Here is an 18,626-nt window from a genome sequence, read left to right on the forward strand (position 1 = left end):
CCTTGGCTCACAGAACGACATGGCTACGATCCGACTTGGCCCGACGCGCGGCTGGTGGCGGCCGTGCGCGACGGCGAGGGGGGCGAGGCCGCGCTCGACGCGCTGGTGCGGCGCCACTGGCCGGCGCTGGTCGCGCGCTGCGAGCTGCTGACGCTCGACCGCGAGGCGGCGCACGACCGGGCGCAGGACGCCTGGGTGCGCGTGCTGCGCGCGCGCCGCGAGCTGCGCCCCGAGCTGCGCTTCGGCGCCTACCTGGCCACGATCGCGACCAACCTGTGGCGCGACCGGCAACGCGCTGCGCGGCGCGCGGGCGCGCTCGCCGAGCGCCGCCTGGCGTCGCTCGACGTGACCGTCGACGCGCCGGGCCGCGAGTCGATCGCGATCGCCGACGACGTGGCGGCCGGCGACGGGCTCCCCGCGGGCGACCGGACGCTGCTGCGGCTCGACCTCGACCGGGCGCTGGCCCGGCTGTCGCCGCGCACCCGCGACGTCCTCATCGCGCGCCACCTCGACGGCGAGTCGGCCGCCGAGATCGCGCGGCGCTACGGCCGCACCGAGCAGACGGTGACGGCGTGGCTGCGGCGCGGCGCCGACGACCTGCGGCGCCACCTGGGCGGCCGGCGCGACTAGGGCGTGTGTGTGCAGGCCCGAGTGCGGGGGAGTGGCGCAGGTGCGGCGCGGAGGAGTCGACGGACGCGCCGCGGGAGCGCCTCGGGCCGGCGCTGCCGCCCCGGCGCCCGCGGGCCCGCCGCCCGCGCCTGGCCGCCGGGATCGTCCGCTTGCCTTCGGGTAGGGCGGCTGAGAGCTTGGCCGGATGTCGGCGCAAACTCAGGGATTTGCCCCAGAAGCGACCCTGAGTCGCCCGGATGCGATCGCCCAGGCGGTAGGCGATCCGGCACGGCTGGAGGCGCTCGACGCCACGGTGCTCCTCGCCGCGGCGCGCGACCCGTCGTCCCGGGCCGCCTTCGATCGCCTGGCCCGCCTGGCCACGCGCCTCCTCGGGGTCCCGACGGCGCTGGTCTCCCTCGTCGCGCATGACCGCCAGGTCTTCGTCGGGTGCGTCGGGCTCCCCGGGCCCGCGGGCGAGGCGCGGGAGACGCCGCTGTCGCAGTCGTTCTGCCAGCACGTGGTCGCGGACCGGCGAGCCTTCGTGGTCGCCGACGCGCGCACCGACCCGCGCGTCGCGCCCGGCGCCCCCGGGCACGCGGCGCTCCCCGACCTCGGCGTCGTCGCCTACGCGGGCGTCCCGCTGATCACCGAGGGCGGCCAGGTCCTCGGGGCGCTGTGCGCGATCGACGGCTCGCCGCGCGTGTGGTCGGACGACGACCTCGCCGTCCTGGGCGACCTCGCCGGCGCGACCATGGCGGAGGTCGAGCTCCGGGCCGCCTCGGAGCTGGCGCGCGCCCTGGCCCACGAGCAGACGGAGAGCGCCTCGTGGCAGCGGTTCATGCTGACGCTCAGCGACGTGCTGCGGCCCCTCACCGACCCGGCCGGGATCGAGGCCGCGGCGACCCGGCTGCTGGGGGAGCAGCTCGCGACCGCGCGGGCGTACTACGCCGCCGTCGACGCGGAGGCGGGGGTGATCCGCATCGCGCACGACCACGTGCGCCCCGGGGTCGCCAGCATCGCCGGCACGCTCCCTCTGGCGGCCTTCGACTGGATCGGGGACGCGTTCCACGCGGGCGAGGCGGTCGCCGTGTCCGACGTCGCGCACGCGCCCCTGGTGCCCGTCGCTCAGCGGGAGCCGTTGGCCGCCCTCGGCGTCGCCGCGTTCATCGCCGTGCCGCTCCGGCGCGACGGCCGCCTCGTCGCCGTCCTGTCGGTCACCGAGACCACACCCCGTGCCTGGACGCCGCTCGAGACGGTGCTGGTGCGCGAGGTCGCCGAGCGGACCTGGGCGGCGCTCGACGCCGCGGGAGCGCAGGAGGCGGCCACGCGCGCCGGGGGGCGCACGGACCTTTTGCTCCGCCTCACGCAGGCGCTCGCGACCACCCGGACGCTCGAGGCGGTCGCGGACGTCGTCGTCGCGCTCATGACCGACGCGCTCGGCGCGCAGACCGGCGCGCTGGCCGTGCCGACCGCGGACGGGGGCGCGCTCCGCCTGGTGCGCACGGTCGGGTTCCCCGAGGCGGTCGAGGCGACCGTCCGACACCAGCCACTGCCCCTCGCCAGCCCCCTCACCGACTGCTTCCGGACCCGCCGCCCCGTCTGGCTCGAGCGGCGCGACGGACCCGACGGGCTGGACGTGCGCTACCCGCCCATCACGCCCGTGTGGGATGCGCTCGGCGCCAACGCCGCGGTGTTCATCCCGCTGCTCCTCGGGGACGAGCCGGTCGGGACGATCTCGTTCGCGTTCCCGTCGCCGCGACGATTCTCGGCGGACGAACGGGCCTTCGTGATCGCGCTCGGGCGGCAGGTCGCCGTCGCGGTGGACCGCGCGCGCCTCTTCGGCGCCGCCGACGCCGCGCGCCGCGAGGCGGAGATCGCGAACCGCTCGAAGGCCGAGTTCCTCGCGAGCATGAGCCACGAGCTGCGCACGCCATTGAACGCGATCGGCGGCTACGCGGAGCTGCTGGAGCTGGGGGTCCGCGGGCCGGTGACGCCGGAGCAGCTGGCCGATCTGGAGCGGATCCAGCGGGCGCAGCGACACCTGCTGGGGCTCGTCAACGGGGTGCTGGACTACGCCAAGGTGGACGCCGGCGCCGTCCGCTACGAGATCGAGGAGGTGGCGCTCGACGAGGTGCTGCGCGTCTGCGAGGCGCTGGTGGCGCCGCAGGTCCGGGCCAAGGGGCTGGCGTGCGCGTTCGTCGCCCCGCCGCCGACGCTGCGCGTGCGGGCCGACCGCGAGAAGGTGCAGCAGGTGGTGCTCAACCTCCTCAGCAACGCGGTCAAGTTCACCGAGGCGGGCGGGCGCGTGACGCTGGCGGCGGCCGGGGGGGACACGGCGGACGCGCCGGTACGGATGACGGTGACCGACACGGGGATCGGGATCCCGGCCGACAAGCTGGAGGCGGTGTTCGCGCCGTTCGTGCAGGTGGACTCGGCCTACACGCGGGCGCGGGGCGGGACGGGGCTCGGTCTGGCGATCAGCCGCGAGCTGGCGCGCGGCATGGGCGGCGACCTGACGGCCGAGAGCCGCGCGGGCGAGGGCAGCACCTTCACCTTCCTCCTGCCCGCCGTCCCACCGCCGGAGTGACCGCGAGCACGCGCGGGTCGGCGCGACGTTCCGCCGCGCCCCCGACCACGTCGCGGTCCCGGCACCATCGTGCGCACACGCCCCGACACGCGTCGCCACCCGCCCCGCCCGCGGGCGTAGCTTGCGGGATGCCTCCGTCGCCCGCCTCGCTCGCCTGCAGCGCCCTCCTGTTCGACCTCGACGGGGTCCTCGTGGACTCGACCGCGTGCATCGAGCGGACCTGGCGCGAGTGGGCGGCCCGGCACGCACTCGACGCGGACGCGGTCCTCCGACTGGCGCACGGCCGGCGCGCGCTCGAGACGGTGCGGCGCGCCGCGCCGCACCTCGACGACACCGAGGTCGCCGCGGAGGCGGCGGCGCTCGCCGCGCACGAGGCGCGCGAGACGACCGGCGTGCTGGAGGTGCCCGGCGCCGCCGCCCTCCTGCGCGGGCTGCCGCCGGAGCGGTGGGCGGTGGTCACCTCGGGGGTGCGGGCCGTCGCGGAGCACCGGCTGCGGCACGTCGGGCTCCCGATCCCGCCGATCATGGTGTGCGCCGACGAGGTCGCGCACGGCAAGCCGCACCCGGAGGGGTACCTCGCCGCGGCGGCCCGGCTCGGATTCGCGGCCGCCGAGTGCGTCGTCGTCGAGGACGCGCCCGCGGGGCTGGCCGCGGCGCGCGCCGCCGGCGTGCAGGCGCTGGCCGTCGCGACCACGCATGCGCCGGCCGACCTCGCCGACGCGCGGCTGGTCGCGCCGACGCTGCGCGCCGTGGCCGTCCGCGTCGAGCGGTCCGGCGGCGGCGCGGTGCTGCGCGTGGAGCTGCGCGAGGCGACGGCGGGGGGCGCGGGCGGCGCCGAAACTTCCGTCTCGGCGGCGCCGTAGCGGAGGCGGCCCCCGGGTTCGCCCCCGGCGGCCGCCCCCCTCCCGCGCCCCGCCTCATGTCCCCACCGCGGTCCGCCCTCCGCCGCACCATCCAGCTGGCCGCCGCGACCGCGCTCGCCGCCGCGCTGGCCGCCTGCCACCCCGGCAACCGCGAGGCCCAGGCGCTCCGCGACCGCTGCGACGGCGGCGACGTCGCCGCCTGCAGCCAGTTCGGCGTCCGCCTCCAGAAGGGGCAGCACGTGCTGCGCGACGAGCCGCGGGCCGCCGCCCTCTTCGAGCGCGCGTGCGACGGCCGCGTCGGCGAGGGGTGCGCGCGGCTCGGCGGGATGTACCAGCGCGGGCGCGGCGTGAAGCGCGACTCGACGCGCGCACCGGTGCTCTTCCGGAAGGGGTGCGACCTCGGCGCGATGCTCGGCTGCTCCAGCCTCGGCGTGCTGCACCGCACCGGCGCCGGCGTCGAGCGCGACGTCGCGCGCGCCGCGACGCTGCTCCGGCAGGCGTGCGACGGCGACGACGTGCAGGGGTGCGCGTACTACGGCGCGCTGCTCGCCGCCGGCGAGGGGGTGCCGCAGGACGTCGGGCGCGCCGCCACGCTGCTCAAGAAGGCGTGCGACGCCAAGACCTACTACGGCTGCGTGGGGCTCGGGCAGCTGCACCTCGCCGGGACCGGCGTGGCGCAGAACGACTCGCTCGCGCGCGAGCTGTTCGAGAACGCGTGCTGGGCGGGCGAGGAGCCGGCGGGGTGCTTCCACGCGGGCGACGTCTACCAGTCCGGCCGCGGCGTGACGCAGCGCTACGGGCGCGCCGGCGACTTCTACGAGCGCGCGTGCGACGGCGGGCACGGCGAGGCCTGCTACCGCCAGGCCGACATGCACGACCGCGGCCTCGGGATGGCGCGCGACTCGTCGGCCGCGCGGTCGCTGCGCCAGCGCGCCTGCCGCCTCGGCCACGCGGCGGCCTGCCCGCCCGCGCGCCCCACGCCGGCGCCGGGCGCCGCCGCGCCCCCGGCCGTGAGGGGCGCCTGATGACGCGCCCGATCCTCGAGGCCGACCGCCTCACGAAGCGCTACGGCAGCCACGTCGCGCTCGACGACGTGAGCTTCACGATCGGCGAGGGGGTCACCGGCCTCCTCGGCGAGAACGGCGCCGGCAAGAGCACGTCGATCAAGGCCTTCCTCGGGCTCGTGCGGCCGACGTCGGGCGCCGCGCGCGTGCTGGGCGAGGAGGCGCACACCAGCCTCGCCGTGCGGTCGCGCCTCGGCTACATGCCCGAGCACGACTGCCTGCCGAGCCAGGTCAGCGCCGCCGAGTTCCTGACGCACATGGCGGAGCTCAGCGGGCTGCCGCCGTCGGTCGCGCGCACGCGCGCCGCCGACACGCTGCGCCACACCGGACTGTTCGAGGAGCGCTACCGCGCCATCGGCGGCTACTCGACCGGGATGAAGCAGCGCGTGAAGCTCGCCCAGGCGCTGGTGCACGACCCGGCGTTCGTCTTCCTCGACGAGCCGACCGCGGGGCTCGACCCGGTGGGGCGCGAGGAGATGCTGACGCTGGTGCGGAAGACGTACAGGGAGTTCGGGATCAGCGTGCTGATCTCGTCGCACCTCATGGCCGACGTCGAGCGCTGCTGCGACCGCATCCTGGTGATGCGCGGCGGCCGCGTGGAGCACGCCGGCGAGGTCGGGCAGTTCACGCGGGAGACCGAGGCCGTGTTCATCGAGGTCGACGCCAACCGCGAGCGCCTGGTGACGGCGCTGGAGCGGCGCGGCGTGCGCGTGGTCCCCGACGCCGGCGGGCTGGTGATCGAGGGGCCGGACGAGTCGGTGTACGACCACGTGCGCGACGCGCTCGTGGAGGCCGAGGCGCCGCTGCGCCGCATGGCGCCGCGCCGGCACGTGCTGACCGAGCTGTTCGAGCGCGAGGAGGCCGCATGAGCGAGGCGCGCACGGGCGTCGCGGGCACCACGGGCACCGTCTTCGACATCGGCTACCAGCGCTACACCGGCGTGCGCGAGGGGCGCGGCCGGTCGCGGCTGGCGCTCTACCGCAACGGGCTCCGCATCGCGCTCGGCCTCGGGCGCGGGCCGCGGGCGAAGGCGCTGCCGTTCTTCTTCATCGGCGTGCTGTCGGCGATCGGGCTGGTGATGGCGATCGTCGCCGGCGCGGCCAACCGGCTGGCCGGCCCCGGCGCCGCTGAGCGCGCGAACCTGCCGTCGCACGTCGACTACTACGGGATCGCGTCGATCATCCTGTTCGTGTTCGCCGCGGTGGTCGCGCCCGAGCTGCTGTGCCGCGACCGGCGCGAGGGGACGATCAACCTCTACCTGGTCCGCCCGCTCACCGGGACGGACTACGTGGCGACGCGGTGGGCGGCGTTCCTCACCGTGCTCACGGCGGCGGCGTGGCTGCCGCAGGTCGTCCTCTGGCTCGGGCTCTCGATGGGCGACCCGGCGCCGCTGGCCTACATCCGCGACCACTGGCTCGACGTCCCGCGCTTCCTCCTGGCCGGGCTGGCGATGGCGGCCTACACCACCACCGTCGCGCTGCTCACCGCGTCGTTCACCACGCGCCGCGCCTACGCGTCGGTGTTCCTGGTCGGGCTGTTCGTCATCACCACCCCGTTCACCGCGGGGCTGGCGGAGGAGCTCGACGGCGCCGCCGGGCAGTGGCTCTCGATGTTCAACCTCACCAACATCCCGCTGCACGTGAACGACGTGCTGTTCGGCCAGACGAGCGAGCTGACCGAGGACGCCCCCGCGCGGACCCTCTCGGCCGCGGTGCGCGTGGGGTGGTTCTTCGCCTGGACGCTGATCCCGGCCGCCGCGCTGTGGGGCCGCTACCGGAGGCTCTCCCCGTGAGCGCCGGCGACGGGACCCCCGCGGCGTCCGCGCCGGTCATCCGCGTCGACCGCGTCTCGCGCTGGTTCGGCAGCGTCGTCGCCGTCAGCGACATCACCTTCGACGTCCACCCCGGCATCACCGGGCTCCTCGGCCCCAACGGCGCGGGCAAGACGACGCTGCTCCGCATGATGACGGGGCTCGCCGAGACCTCCAGCGGGACCGTCACCGCGTTCGGGGAGCCGGTGCGCGACAACCCCGCGCTGTACCGCCGCATCGGCGTGATGGCCGAGCACGAGACGGTGTACGGCTTCCTCAGCGGGCGCGACTTCGTGCGCACCATGGGGCGCATCCGCAACGTCCCCGACCTGGAGGACGCGGTCGACCGCGCGATCGGGCTGGTGGACATGGCCGACGCCCAGCACCGCCGCCTCGACACCTACTCGCGCGGGATGCGGCAGCGCATGCGCCTGGCCGGGACGCTGGTGCACGACCCCGAGCTGCTGATCCTCGACGAGCCGCTCAACGGCGCCGACCCGCGGCAGCGCGTGCACTTCCAGCACCTGCTGCGGCAGCTGGCCGCCGGCGGGCGCACGATCGTGCTGTCGTCGCACATCCTGGAGGAGGTCGAGCAGCTCGCCGACACGGTGCTGCTGGTGGTGAACGGGAAGCTGGCCGCGTCGGGCGGCTTCCGGGCCATCCGCGCCGCGCTCGACGAGCGGCCGTACCACGTCCGCATCGTCTGCGACGCGCCGCGCCGCCTCGCCTCGGCGGTCGTCGGGCTGGCGTCGGTGGACGCCGTGACCCTCGACCCGAACGGCGCGATCGTGGTGCTCAGCCGCAACGTGCGCGACCTGCAGATCGAGCTCCCGCGCCTCGCGCGGACGAGCGGCATCAGCCTCCGCCGCGTCGAGCCGCTCGACGACTCGCTGGAGAGCGTGTTCGGCTACCTGGTGGAGGGCTGACGATGGGCGCCGTGTACCTGCTCACCCTGCGCCAGCTCACCGGGAGGGGGCGCCTCGCCGTGCTCGCGGTGCTGGCCGCGCTCCCGATGCTGGTCGCCGTCCTGCTGCTGCGGCAGGGCGACGCGCCCTCGGTCACCGAGTTCGAGACGGCGGTGCTGAGCGCGATGCTCGCCGGCTCGATCGCCCCGCTCGTCGTGCTGGCGATCGCCGCCGCCGCCTTCGGCAACGAGACCGAGGACCGCACGCTCGCCAACCTCACCCTCTCCCCGCTCCCGCGCCGCGACATCGCGGTGGCGAAGCTGCTGGCCGCGCTCACCGTCGCCGCGCCGTTCATCGCGCTCAGCGCCGCGGTCACGGGGCACGTGGCCTTCCTCGGCGACGCGCGGGCGACGCTGGCGATCGTGGCCGCGGCGACGGTCGGCGTGATGCTCTACGCCTCGGCGTTCACCTGGCTCGGCCTCGTCAGCGCGCAGGCCATCGGGATCGGGCTGCTCTACATCGTGCTGTGGGAGGGGTTCTTCTCCGGGTTCGTCGCCGGGGTGCGCCTGCTCAGCATCCGGCACTACGCGATCGCGGTGATGCACGGGCTGGACGAGCGCCGCTTCGCCGGCGGCGACCACCTGAGCCTGGCGGCGGCGCTCGCGGTGTCGGCGGTGGTGTTCGGCGGGTTCCTGCTACTCTCGGTGCGCCGCCTGCGCCGGATGGACGTGCCCTGACGCCTCCCCCGCGGCCCGCGCGACGGCGGCGGCGAACCCCTCGAGGTCGCGCCAGTCGCCGTCGAAGCGCTCGCCGTTGAGGAAGAAGGTCGGCGTCCCGTTCACGCCGCTGCGCACCCCGCCGGCGAAGTCCGCCTCGACGCGCGCGACGTGCGCGCCGGCGGCCACGTCGCCGAGCACCGCGCCGGGGTCGGCGCCGGCCGACGCCGCGTACTCGCCCAGGTGCCGGTCGAGCAGCGCCTTCTGGTGCGCGAAGATCGCGTGGTGCATGCGCCAGAACGCGTCCTCGCCGTGGCGCGCCGCGACGCTCTCCGCCGCCTGCGCGGCGTGCAGCGCCTGGGGGTGGATCTCGGTGAGCGGGAAGTTGCGGAAGACGAAGCGCAGCCGGTCGCCGAAGCGCGCGCGCAGCGCCTCCACGATCGGGTGCGCGCGGCCGCAGAACGGGCACTGGTAGTCGCCGTACTCCAGGAGGGTGACCGGGGCGTCGGCGGATCCCAGCGCGTGGTCGGCGGCGGTGACGGGGAGGCGGAGGCTCATGGGGTGCTCTTGGGGTCCAGGCGGTCGAGGGCGTCGAGGATCCCGTCGGCGCCCGGGTTGACGGCGGCGGGCGACACGAAGCTCCAGCGCACGACGCCCGCCGCGTCGAGGACGAACAGCGCCCGCTCGCTCGTCCCCTCGGCGTCGTCGTACACGCCGTACGCGCGCGCGACGGCGCCCTTGGGCTCGAAGTCGGCGAGCAGCGGGAAGTGCAGGCGCCGGTCGTCGGCGAAGGCGCGGTGGCACCAGACGCCGTCCACCGAGACGCCGAGCAGCGCGGCGTCGTGCGCGCGGAAGGCGGGGAGCACCTGGTTGTAGAGCGCCATCTGGTCGCCGCACACCGGGCTCCAGTCGGCCGGGTAGAAGGCGAGGATCACCGGGCGGCCGCGGAGCGACGACAGCGCGAGCGCGTCCCCCCCGGTCGCGGGGAGGGTGAAGTCGGGCGCGGCGGCGCCGGGCGGGAGCGGCGTGGGCATGGCTTCCTGTACGCCGGCGCGCGACGGACCGAAAGCGCGTGCGGCGCGCTTTCAGCGCGCGGCGGCCGGGCGTAGCAGACGTGGACCGCACGTCGCCCCCCCTCCCACGCCGGAGTCTCCGATGGCCGCCACCGCGCCGCACGAGTCGCGTCCCCGCACCACCGTCACCACGAAGGACGGCACCGAGATCTGGTTCAAGGACTGGGGCGAGGGGCCGCCGGTGGTGTTCAGCCACGGCTGGCCGCTCAACGCCGACAGCTGGGAGAACCAGATGCTGTACCTCGCCGCGCGCGGCTTCCGCTGCATCGCGCACGACCGGCGCGGGCACGGCCGCTCGTCGCAGCCGTGGGACGGGCACGAGATGGACACCTACGCCGACGACCTGGCGGCGCTGCTCGAGGCGCTCGACCTGCGCGGCGTCACGCTGGTCGGCTTCTCGACCGGCGGCGGCGAGGTGACGCGCTACGTCGGCCGCCACGGCACCGCGCGCGTCGCCCGCGTGGCGCTGGTGAGCGCCGTGCCGCCGCTGATGCTGCGGACCGACGCCAACCCCGGCGGGCTCCCGATCGAGGCGTTCGACGCCATCCGCGCCGGCGTCCTCCGCGAGCGCTCGCAGTTCTACCGGGACGTCAGCGCCGCGTTCTACGGCGCCAACCGGCCCGACCACCGCGCGACGCAGGGGATGCGCGACGTCTTCTGGCTGCAGGGGATGATGGCGTCGCACAAGGCGCAGCTCGACTGCATCCGCGCCTTCTCGGAGACCGACTTCACCGAGGACCTGAAGCGGTTCGACGTGCCGACGCTCATCGTCCACGGCGACGACGACCAGATCGTCCCCATCGGCGCGGCGGGGCTGGCGTCGGCGAAGCTGGTGCCGCACGCGACGCTCAAGGTGTACGCCGGCGCGCCGCACGGGATCACCGACACGCACAAGGACGAGCTGAGCGCCGACCTGCTGGCGTTCCTGCGGGGCTGAGGGCGGCGGGGCGGGCGCGGCGGGGCGGGCGCGGAGGTGCGCCGCGCCCGCCCCGCGCGTCTCAGCCCGTCGTCGCCGCGGCGGCGGCCGGACGCGCCACCGCGTGCGTCAGCGCCCACTCGAGCGCGTAGTCCGCGACCTCCTCCCACCCCGGCTGCGCGGGCAGCAGGTGCGCGCGCCCGGGGTACTCCTTCACCTCGGTCAGCACCGCCGGCGTGTAGTGCTTCGCGTTGGAGCGCTGCACCGACGGCGGCATCAGGTGGTCCTCGCCGCCCGAGATGAACAGCAGCGGCGCGCGCGACGCGTTCTGGTAGTCGACCCACGTCGACTGCTTCCCGGGCGTCACGTTGGCGAGCGCGTTCTCCCAGAAGATCGCCCCCGACGCGGGGACGTGGTACCGCTCCCACAGCCGCCGCGACTCCTCTTCGCTGAACGTGTTGGCGAAGGCGTAGTGCCACTGCTCGGGGGTGAACGGCACCGCCTTGTGGCGCGTCGACGGGTGCGCCAGCACCGCGAGCGTCGAGCGGATCTGCGACAGCGGCACGACCGCGACCCCTTCGGTGGGCGCCGAGTTGATGGCGACGCCGGCGGCGCCGTAGCCGCGGTCGAGGAGGAGCTGCACGAACACGCCGCCGGCCGAGTGCCCGATCAGGATCGGCGGCGCGTCGAGCCCGCGCAGGATCCCCTCGAGCCGCTCGAGCACCGCGGGGACGGTCAGCCGCTCGACGGGCGTCGGGTCGGCGTTGAGCGCCTCGACCTCGACCTCGAAGCCGGGGTAGGCGGGCGCGATCACCTTGAAGCCCCGGGCCTCGTAGTGCGCGATCCAGTGCTCCCAGCTGCGCGGCGTGACCCAGAAGCCGTGGATGAGGACGATCGTGTCGGGGTGCGGGCGGCCGTCGTGCATGCGATGCTCCGGGCGGGAGGGAAGTGGGGGGACCGCCTTCCCCTACGCCGCCGGGGCGGCGCGCTGAAAGGCGCGCGCGGCCGCTTGCGGGGCCGCCGGTGCGACGCCCACCGTACGGGCGAGGTCCCGCCGGTTCCCCGCACCCGGAGCGCGCCGTGGTCGTGCCGCAGTCCCGCCCGGCCGTCGGCCGCCGCGTCGCCGCGCTGCTCGTCTCGGCGTTCACGGTCGGCTGCGGGCGCGCCGACGCCGCGCGCTTCGCCGACGAGTTCGACGGGCCGGCGATCGACCGCGCCCGCTGGCTGGTGTACACGGGGCGCGTCTACAACGACGAGCTGCAGCGCTACGTGGACGACACGCTGGCGCTGCGCATCGTCCGCGGCGCCGAGGCGGAGGGGGCGGACGGCGGCGCGCTGCTGATCCACGCGCGGCGCGCCCCCGGCCCGCGCCCCGACTCGGGCACCGCGGAGTTCGCGTCGGGGCGGCTGCACGGGCGCGCGACCTTCCAGTACGGCACCGTCGCGGCGCGCATGAAGCTCCCCGCCGGCGCCGGGATCTGGCCCGCCTTCTGGCTGCTCGGCGAGGACGCGTGGCCCGACCACGGCGAGATCGACGTGATGGAGAACGTGGGCGACCCGCGCTGGGTGAGCGCGGCGCTGCACGGCCCCGGCTACTCGGGGGACACGCCGCTGGTGCGGCGCGACACATTTCCCGCGGGGGACGACGCCACGCGGTGGCACGTGTACGCGGTGACGTGGGCGCCCGACAGCATCGTCTTCCGCGTCGACGGGCGCGCGATCTACCGCGTGACGCGGGCCGACGTCGCGCGCCACGGGCCGCCCGCGGCGCTCGACAGCGCGAAGTACGTGGTGCTCAACCTGGCGATCGGCGGGGGCTACCCGGCCGCCGTCAACGGCGTGCGCGCGCCGCGGCTCGGGCTCCCCGACTCCTCCGCGCGCGCCGTGGCCGACGGGCGCGCGCGGGTGCTGGTCGACTGGGTGCGCTGGACGCGCTGAGCGGCGCGCCCCGAGAGGCGGCGCGCCCGCCGTTCGGGCAAGGGCGCGCCCCGCGCCGCCGCGCCCTCCGCGCCCCTACTCGCGCAGGAACGCCGCGTCGAACGCGCCGGCCGCCGGCGGGAACGCCATGCGCCGGATGTGCGCCTGCGCCTCGCGCGCGCCGAACTCGCGGTCCATCCCCGCGTCCTCCCACTCCACCGACAGCGGCCCCTGGTAGCCCACGCGGTTGAGCGCGCGCACCACGCCGTCGAAGTCCACGCGCCCGCGCCCGATCGAGCGGAAGTCCCAGTACCGGTCGGCGTGGCCGAACGGCAGGTGCCCGCCGAACACGCCCGAGCGCGTCGGCACGTCCGACCACCACACGTCCTTCATGTGCGCGTGGTAGATCCGGTCGCCGAACCGCGCGATGAACCCGAGGTAGTCCGCCCCCTGGTACGCCAGGTGGCTCGGGTCGTAGTTGAAGCCGAACGCCGGGCGGTGCCCGACCGCCTCCAGCGCCCGCTCGGTCGACGACACGTCGAACGCGATCTCGGTCGGGTGCACCTCGAGCGCGAAGCGCACGCCGGCCGCGTCGAACGCGTCGAGGATCGGGTGCCAGCGGTCGGCGAAGTCGCGGTAGCCGGCGTCGATCATCGCGTCCGGCACCGGCGGGAACGAGTACAGCAGCGGCCAGATCGACGAGCCCGTGAACCCCGTCACGACCTTCACGCCGAGCCGCGCCGCCGCCTGCGCGGTGCGGATCATCTCCTCCGCCGCACGCCGCCGCACCCCCTCGGCGTCGCCGTCCCCCCACACGCGCGGCGGCACGATCGCGCGGTGCCGCTCGTCGATGCGGTCGCACACCGCCTGCCCGACGAGGTGGTTGCTGATCGCCCACACCTTGAGCCCGTGCCGCGCCAGCAGGTCGCGGCGCCCCTGGCAGTACGCGTCGTCGTTCAGCGCGCGCTCGACGTCGAAGTGGTCGCCCCAGCTCGCGAGCTCCAGCCCGTCGTAGCCCCACGCCGCGGCCTTCTCCGCCAGCACCTCGAGCGGGAGGTCGGCCCACTGGCCGGTGAACAGCGTCACCGGGCGCGTCGCCGGCGCCGTCACTTCGCGCCCCCGGCGGCGACGTCCACCCACGCGCCCGTGCGGTGGCTCTCCATCGCCGCGTCGACGATGAGCTGCTCGTAGTGCCCGTCCTCCCACGTCGGGAAGTCGGGGGCCTGCGTCGCGGGCGTGTGCCCGGCGCCGATGTAGCGGTACAGGTTGCGGAACAGGTTGCGCGGGCCGTCGGGGTACCCCTCGGGGTGGCCGCCCGGGTAGTGCGCGTAGCCCCGCGCGTTGGGGTCCATCAGCGACGGGTCCTTGATCAGCTGCTCGTTCGGGCCGTCGCGCCGCCCGATCCACAGCGTGTTCGGCTCCTCCTGGTTCCACGACAGCGCGGCCTTCGACCCGTCGACCTCGATCCACTGCCGGTTCTTGCGCCCCGCGCTGACCTGCGAGACGGTGAGCGAGCCGCGCAGCCCGCCCTCGAACTCGGCCAGCACGAACGCGCCGTCCTCGGTGTCGATCGGCACCTCGTCGTACTCCTGCGGCGCGCCGACCTCCTTCCCCTTGTACGTCTCGACGGCCACGCGCGGCTTCCTGCGCGTCTCGTGGGCGCGGAACATGTGCGCGAACACCCGCACGATCTTCCGCCCCGTCACGAACTGCACGAGGTCGCACCAGTGCGAGCCGACGTCGGCCACCGCGCGCGACGCGCCGCTCACCGACGACTCCAGGCGCCAGTTGTAGTCGGTGTCGTAGAGCAGCCAGTCCTGCAGGTAGTGGCCGTGCACGACGAACAGGTCGCCCAGCTCGCCGCGCGCGACCATCCCGCGCGCCTGCTGCACCAGCGGGTAGCCGCGGTAGTTGAAGTTGATCGCCGTCACCACGCCGGCCTCGCGGGCGAGCCGCACCAGCTCCGCCGACTCGGCGGCCGTCATCGTGAGCGGCTTCTCCGAGAGCACGTGCTTTCCGGCCTGCACGAGCGCCTTGTTCACCTCGAAGTGCAGGTTGTTGGGCGTGCAGTTGTGCACCGCGTGCACGTCGTCGCGCGCCAGCAGCTCGCGCCAGTCGCCGAACACGTGCGGCACGCCGAACTGGTCGGCCAGCTCCTGCGCGCGCGGGCGGTCGACCGACGCGATGGCGACGACGTTCACGTGCGGCACGCGCCGGAGCGCGTCGACGTGGGCGGCGCCCATGAACCCGGACCCGATGACGGCGACGTTGACTGGGGGCATCTGCTGGCGGGGTGGAGGTCGCGGGAAACGTAGCCCGGGCGTCAGGGGGCGCGCAGGGCGGCCGCGAGGGCCGCCTCGGCCAGCGGCGCCATCAGGCGGTAGCCGGCCGCGTTCGGGTGCACGCCGTCGCCCCCCAGCTCCGCGCGCAGCCCCTGCCGCGCGTCGGCCATGGCCGAGTGCCAGTCGAGGTAGACGTGCCCGTGCCGCGCCGCGTAGTCTCGGACCCACGCGTTGAGCGCGACGATCTTGGGCGCCGGCTCCAGCCCGCGCTTCCACGGGTAGTCGAACACCGGCAGCACCGACGCGAGCACCACGCGGATCCCGTTCGCGCGCGCGATCTCGGCCATCGACGCCAGGTTGTCCTCGATCATCGCCAGCGTCGACGGGCCGGTGTTCCCGGCGATGTCGTTGGTGCCGGCGAGGATCACGACCGCCGCCGGCCGCAGCGCGACCACGTCCTGGCGGAAGCGCACCAGCAGCTGCGGCGTCGTCTGCCCGCTGATCCCGCGCCCGACGTACGGCTTCCCCGGGAACAGCTCGGCGAAGTGCGGCGCGAACCCCTCGGTGATCGAGTTGCCGTAGAACACGACCCGCCGCTCGCCGGCCGCCGGCGCCCGCAGCGCGGCGTTGGCCTCGCGGTAGCGGGCGAGCCCCGCCCAGTCCTGCTCGGGCGCGGCCTGGGCGGCGGCCGACGACGCGGCCACGGCGCAGGCGACGAGGAGGGCGGCGGGTCTCGGCATGACGCGGGACGCTAACGTGCGCGGACGCGCGGCGTCAGACGTCGCGCGCCCCGCCCTCCGCCGCCACGCCGCCATGCCCGTCGGCGCCCTCGTCGCGCTGCTCGCCCTCGCGCCGCCGGCGCAGCCGGCGCGGCAGCCCGCGCCCCTCGAGGAGCGCCGCCTCACCGTCGGCGGGGTCGAGCGGCGCTACCTGGTGCAGCGGGCCGCCGGCGCCCCGGCCCCGCTGGTGATCGTCTTCCACGGCGCCGGCGGGAGCGCCGCGCAGATCGCGCGGGCGCACGGATGGCGCGCGCTGGCCGCCCGCGAGCGCGCCACCGTCGTCTTCCCCGACGGCGTGGGGCGGCGCTGGGGGGACGGCTGGGCGCTGCGCGAGCGCCCGGGCGTCGACGACTTCGCCTACGTGCGCGCCGTGCTGGCCGACGTGGCGCGCGCGGCGCCGGTCGACGCGCGCCGCACCTTCGCCGTCGGCCACTCCAACGGTGCCTTCTTCGCGCAGGCGCTCGCCTGCCGACTGCCCGGCGCGTTCGCCGCGATCGGCACCGTCGCCGGGCAGCTCGCGGAGGGCGCCGTCGCGGCCTGCCGCTCGACGCCGCCGGTGTCCGCGGTCGCGGTGCACGGCACCGCCGACCCGCTCGTCCCCTACGCCGGCGGCGCCTTCGGGCTCGGCGCCCCGCTCCTCCCGGTCGTGGCCTCGGCGGCGTGGCGCGCCGGGCGCGCGGGGTGCGCCCCCACGCCGCGGCGCACGGCGGTGAACGCGTCGGTGCGGCGCCTCGTCTGGACGGGGTGCGACGCGGGGCGCGGTGCGGAGCTCTGGACGGTGGTCGGCGGCACCCACGCCTGGCCGGGGAGCCCCACGCGGCGCTCGCGCGCGGCGGCCGACGCGGCGCTCGACGCCACCGCGGTCATCTGGGACTTCTTCCGGACGCATCCGGCGCGCTGACCGCCGCCGGCGCCTCCCCGTCGTGCCGCTTGCCGGCGCTGCGGCCGACCTTGAGCGTCACCCACGTCAGCGCGACCGCGATCGCCGCCACGCCGACGAAGCCGAGCCCCGACGCCACGCCGGCCGCCGCCGTCACCCACACCGCGGCCGCCGTGGTGAGGCCGCGGATCTCCTCGCGGTCGCGGAGCTTGAGCACCGCGCCCGCGCCGATGAAGCCGATCCCGGTCGCGATCCCCTGGATCACGCGCCCCACGTCCTCCGTGTCCTGCTGCTCGACCGACGGGATCACGACCAGCAGCGCCGCGCCCAGCGCGACCAGGATGTGCGTGCGCAGCCCGGCGAACTGCCCCGCGCTCTCGCGCTCCGCCCCGACCACCGCGCCGAGCAGCATCGCCGCGACCAGGCGGAAGGCCACGCGCGCGGCCTTCTCGCCGTCGACGAGCCCGCCGGAGAGTTCCTGCCAGATGATGTCCATGCGCGCAGCGCGTCACGCAGGGGTCGCGCCGCGGTAACGGCGGGCTAGACCGTGCGCTCCATCTCCGCCAGCCGCCACTGCTCCTCGCGGCGGACGTAGCAGTGCAGCCCCCCGCCCACCAGCCCCGCCCGGCGCAGCTCGCGCCGCAGCCAGTCGGCGCTCGCGCGCGCCGCGAAGCGGGTGTCCCCCTTCAGGTCGTCGGCCGCGGTGAACAGCTCGAGGTACAGCATCCCGCCGGCCCGCGCGGCCAGCTGGCCCAGCGCGGCGCGCAGCTCGGGGCGCGTGAGGTAGTTCAGCACCCCGCTCGCGATCACGAGGTCGTATTCCCCGCGCAGCGGCAGCGCGTCCAGCGCCGTGGCGTCGCCGAGCAGGAGGTGGCGCCGCTTCCCGAAGCGCCGCACCGCGTACTCGCTCCGGTCGACCCCCGTGTACGCGATCGCGGGGCGCAGGCGGCGCAGCACCGGCTGCCAGTTCCCCTCCCCCGCGCCGACGTCGAGCACCGTGCGCGCCGGCCGGCCGAGCAGGTGGTCGGCGGTCGCCAGCACGAACGCCACCAGCCGCGCCACCTCGGCCGGCGAGCGCACGCGGTGCCGCGGCGACCGGTACCAGCGGTCGAAGTACGCGCGGTCGTACGCCTTGCGCTCGCCCCCGGCCGCGCTCATGCCGCCAGCCGCCCGCGCAGCCACGCCGTCAGGTCGTCGAGCACGCGCGCCCGGTCCTCGGCGCGCTCGTTGAACACCTCGTGCCACAGCGCGTCGTACACGCGCAGCGTGCCGACGCCCGGCGGCAGGTTCGCGTGGAAGCGCCGCGCGCCGTCTGGGTCGACGAAGTGGTCGTCGCCGGCCACCAGCAGCAGCGTCGGCACCGCGCACCGCCGCGCGTCGTCGATGGCCGCCGCGCCGGCGCGGCGCATGAACGCCGCCAGCCGCGCCGTGATGCGGTCGTGCGCGTCGGCGTCGGCGCGCACCGCCGCCTCGACCGCCGGGTCGTGCGACAGGCGGTGCATCGGCAGCCGGTGCGGCACGCGCACGTTCGGGATCAGCCGCTCCCCGAGCGCCGTCGCCCACCGGTCGGCGGCGCCCATGCGCGGCACCAGCGCCGGCGACGACAGCACCATCCCGCGCGGCGCGATCCGCCCCGCGGTCACCGCGCGCGCCACCACGCACCCGCCCATGCTGTGCCCGAGCACGAACGGCGGCGCCGCGTCCCCCGCCGCGCGCCGCTCGCCGGCGTAGCGCGCGAACAGCTCGGCGGCGTCGTCCACCAGCGCCTCGGGGGTCGGCACGGTGCCGCGCGCCCCGCCCGAGCGGCCGAAGCCGCGCTGGTCGTAGCTCCGCACCTCGACGCCGAGCGCGGCGACCGCGCGTGCCACGTGGTCGTAACGGCGCGCGTGCTCCCCGAGCCCGTGCACCAGGAAGAGCGCCCCCGTCGCCGGCCCATTCTGCGCTCCCTCGGCGGGCCAGGTGCGGAGGACGATCCGCGTCCCGTCGGCGGTCGCGGCGTCGTGTTCGGTGGCGGTCATCGCCCCAAGCTACGCGCCGCGTCGCACGGGCGCCGCGCGCTTGCCGCGCGCGCCCGCCCCCCGTATGATCGCGCGTCGCCCGCCGGAGCCCAGCCGCCCCCATGTCGCGCACGCCGATCCACGCCCTCCTCGTGCGCGCCGCGCTCGCCGCGCGCGCCGCCGCCAGGCTGCGCGCGGCGCTCGACGAGGTCGCGCAGGCGCTCCCCG

Annotated in this window: 20 protein-coding genes; 11 read left to right on the forward strand and 9 right to left on the reverse strand. The window is 76.2% G+C overall.

Annotation, left to right across the window (positions count from 1 at the left end; genetic code table 11):
• The 8 genes from PYV61_RS07305 to PYV61_RS07340 all read left to right on the forward strand — a co-directional run.
• The coding region (locus tag PYV61_RS07305; RefSeq protein WP_275829875.1) for a sigma-70 family RNA polymerase sigma factor at positions 1-630 on the forward strand (630 nt) is incomplete at its 5' end.
• A gap of 292 nt (positions 631-922) precedes the next feature.
• Entirely contained in the window at positions 923-3,196 is a 2,274-nt protein-coding gene (locus PYV61_RS07310; protein WP_275829876.1) for a GAF domain-containing protein, read from the forward strand.
• A 128-nt stretch (positions 3,197-3,324) separates the two neighbouring features.
• Positions 3,325-4,059, forward strand: coding sequence for an HAD-IA family hydrolase (locus PYV61_RS07315; RefSeq protein ID WP_275829877.1), 735 nt, complete (start codon positions 3,325-3,327; stop codon positions 4,057-4,059).
• Between the two features lie 56 nt (positions 4,060-4,115).
• Complete coding sequence (locus PYV61_RS07320) at positions 4,116-5,084, forward strand: tetratricopeptide repeat protein (protein WP_275829878.1); 969 nt, start codon at positions 4,116-4,118, stop codon at positions 5,082-5,084.
• Entirely contained in the window at positions 5,084-5,992 is a 909-nt protein-coding gene (locus PYV61_RS07325; protein ID WP_275829880.1) for an ABC transporter ATP-binding protein, read from the forward strand. The genes PYV61_RS07320 and PYV61_RS07325 overlap by 1 nt, the downstream gene beginning before the upstream one ends.
• Positions 5,989-6,915, forward strand: a complete 927-nt coding sequence (locus PYV61_RS07330; RefSeq protein WP_275829883.1) for an ABC transporter permease subunit — start codon at positions 5,989-5,991, stop codon at positions 6,913-6,915. The genes PYV61_RS07325 and PYV61_RS07330 overlap by 4 nt, the downstream gene beginning before the upstream one ends.
• On the forward strand, positions 6,912-7,859 hold the full coding sequence (locus PYV61_RS07335; RefSeq protein WP_275829885.1) for an ABC transporter ATP-binding protein: 948 nt from the start codon (positions 6,912-6,914) through the stop codon (positions 7,857-7,859). Before PYV61_RS07330 ends, PYV61_RS07335 begins: the two co-directional genes overlap by 4 nt.
• A 2-nt stretch (positions 7,860-7,861) precedes the next feature.
• Positions 7,862-8,575 (forward strand): ABC transporter permease, encoded by a 714-nt coding sequence (locus PYV61_RS07340; protein ID WP_275829887.1) that lies wholly within the window; start codon positions 7,862-7,864, stop codon positions 8,573-8,575.
• On the opposite strand, the gene PYV61_RS07345 is transcribed toward PYV61_RS07340, so the two are convergent.
• Positions 8,534-9,112, reverse strand: coding sequence for a DsbA family protein (locus PYV61_RS07345; protein WP_275829889.1), 579 nt, complete (start codon positions 9,110-9,112; stop codon positions 8,534-8,536). The genes PYV61_RS07340 and PYV61_RS07345 overlap by 42 nt on opposite strands.
• Positions 9,109-9,588 (reverse strand): redoxin domain-containing protein, encoded by a 480-nt coding sequence (locus tag PYV61_RS07350; protein ID WP_275829891.1) that lies wholly within the window; start codon positions 9,586-9,588, stop codon positions 9,109-9,111. The genes PYV61_RS07345 and PYV61_RS07350 overlap by 4 nt, the downstream gene beginning before the upstream one ends.
• A gap of 121 nt (positions 9,589-9,709) precedes the next feature.
• On the opposite strand from PYV61_RS07350, the gene PYV61_RS07355 reads away from it, so the two are divergent.
• On the forward strand, positions 9,710-10,564 hold the full coding sequence (locus PYV61_RS07355; protein WP_275829893.1) for an alpha/beta hydrolase: 855 nt from the start codon (positions 9,710-9,712) through the stop codon (positions 10,562-10,564).
• A gap of 61 nt (positions 10,565-10,625) precedes the next feature.
• On the opposite strand, the gene PYV61_RS07360 is transcribed toward PYV61_RS07355, so the two are convergent.
• The gene (locus tag PYV61_RS07360; RefSeq protein WP_275829895.1) at positions 10,626-11,468 is read right to left on the reverse strand and encodes an alpha/beta hydrolase; all 843 of its coding nucleotides are present in this window, start codon (positions 11,466-11,468) and stop codon (positions 10,626-10,628) included.
• Between the two features lie 161 nt (positions 11,469-11,629).
• Between PYV61_RS07360 and PYV61_RS07365 the strand changes: the two genes are divergently transcribed.
• On the forward strand, positions 11,630-12,481 hold the full coding sequence (locus tag PYV61_RS07365; RefSeq protein ID WP_275829897.1) for a glycoside hydrolase family 16 protein: 852 nt from the start codon (positions 11,630-11,632) through the stop codon (positions 12,479-12,481).
• Positions 12,482-12,556: 75 nt separating this feature from the next.
• Here PYV61_RS07365 and PYV61_RS07370 read toward each other — a convergent pair whose 3' ends face one another.
• From PYV61_RS07370 to PYV61_RS07380, 3 genes are read right to left on the reverse strand one after another with little or no spacing between them, the layout of a single operon-like run.
• On the reverse strand, positions 12,557-13,570 hold the full coding sequence (locus tag PYV61_RS07370) for a sugar phosphate isomerase/epimerase family protein (protein WP_275829900.1): 1,014 nt from the start codon (positions 13,568-13,570) through the stop codon (positions 12,557-12,559).
• Positions 13,567-14,742, reverse strand: a complete 1,176-nt coding sequence (locus tag PYV61_RS07375; protein WP_275829902.1) for a Gfo/Idh/MocA family oxidoreductase — start codon at positions 14,740-14,742, stop codon at positions 13,567-13,569. The genes PYV61_RS07370 and PYV61_RS07375 overlap by 4 nt, the downstream gene beginning before the upstream one ends.
• A gap of 41 nt (positions 14,743-14,783) precedes the next feature.
• Complete coding sequence (locus tag PYV61_RS07380) at positions 14,784-15,482, reverse strand: SGNH/GDSL hydrolase family protein (RefSeq protein ID WP_275829904.1); 699 nt, start codon at positions 15,480-15,482, stop codon at positions 14,784-14,786.
• 73 nt (positions 15,483-15,555) lie between these two features.
• Between PYV61_RS07380 and PYV61_RS07385 the strand changes: the two genes are divergently transcribed.
• Complete coding sequence (locus PYV61_RS07385) at positions 15,556-16,422, forward strand: PHB depolymerase family esterase (protein ID WP_275829906.1); 867 nt, start codon at positions 15,556-15,558, stop codon at positions 16,420-16,422.
• Here PYV61_RS07385 and PYV61_RS07390 read toward each other — a convergent pair.
• The 3 genes from PYV61_RS07390 to PYV61_RS07400 are packed head-to-tail and all read right to left on the reverse strand — an operon-like array spanning position 16,385 to position 18,419.
• The gene (locus PYV61_RS07390; protein ID WP_275829907.1) at positions 16,385-16,897 is read right to left on the reverse strand and encodes an MgtC/SapB family protein; all 513 of its coding nucleotides are present in this window, start codon (positions 16,895-16,897) and stop codon (positions 16,385-16,387) included. The two genes, PYV61_RS07385 and PYV61_RS07390, sit on opposite strands and share 38 nt — an antisense overlap.
• A 44-nt stretch (positions 16,898-16,941) precedes the next feature.
• Positions 16,942-17,559 (reverse strand): class I SAM-dependent methyltransferase, encoded by a 618-nt coding sequence (locus tag PYV61_RS07395; RefSeq protein ID WP_275829909.1) that lies wholly within the window; start codon positions 17,557-17,559, stop codon positions 16,942-16,944.
• Positions 17,556-18,419 carry an alpha/beta hydrolase gene (locus tag PYV61_RS07400; protein WP_275829911.1) on the reverse strand — a complete coding sequence of 288 codons (864 nt, stop codon included), beginning with the start codon at positions 18,417-18,419 and terminating at the stop codon, positions 17,556-17,558. Before PYV61_RS07400 ends, PYV61_RS07395 begins: the two co-directional genes overlap by 4 nt.
• Positions 18,420-18,626: the final 207 nt, after the last annotated feature.

It is taken from the genome of Roseisolibacter sp. H3M3-2 (genome assembly GCF_029211165.1).
Lineage (GTDB): Bacteria > Gemmatimonadota > Gemmatimonadetes > Gemmatimonadales > Gemmatimonadaceae > Roseisolibacter.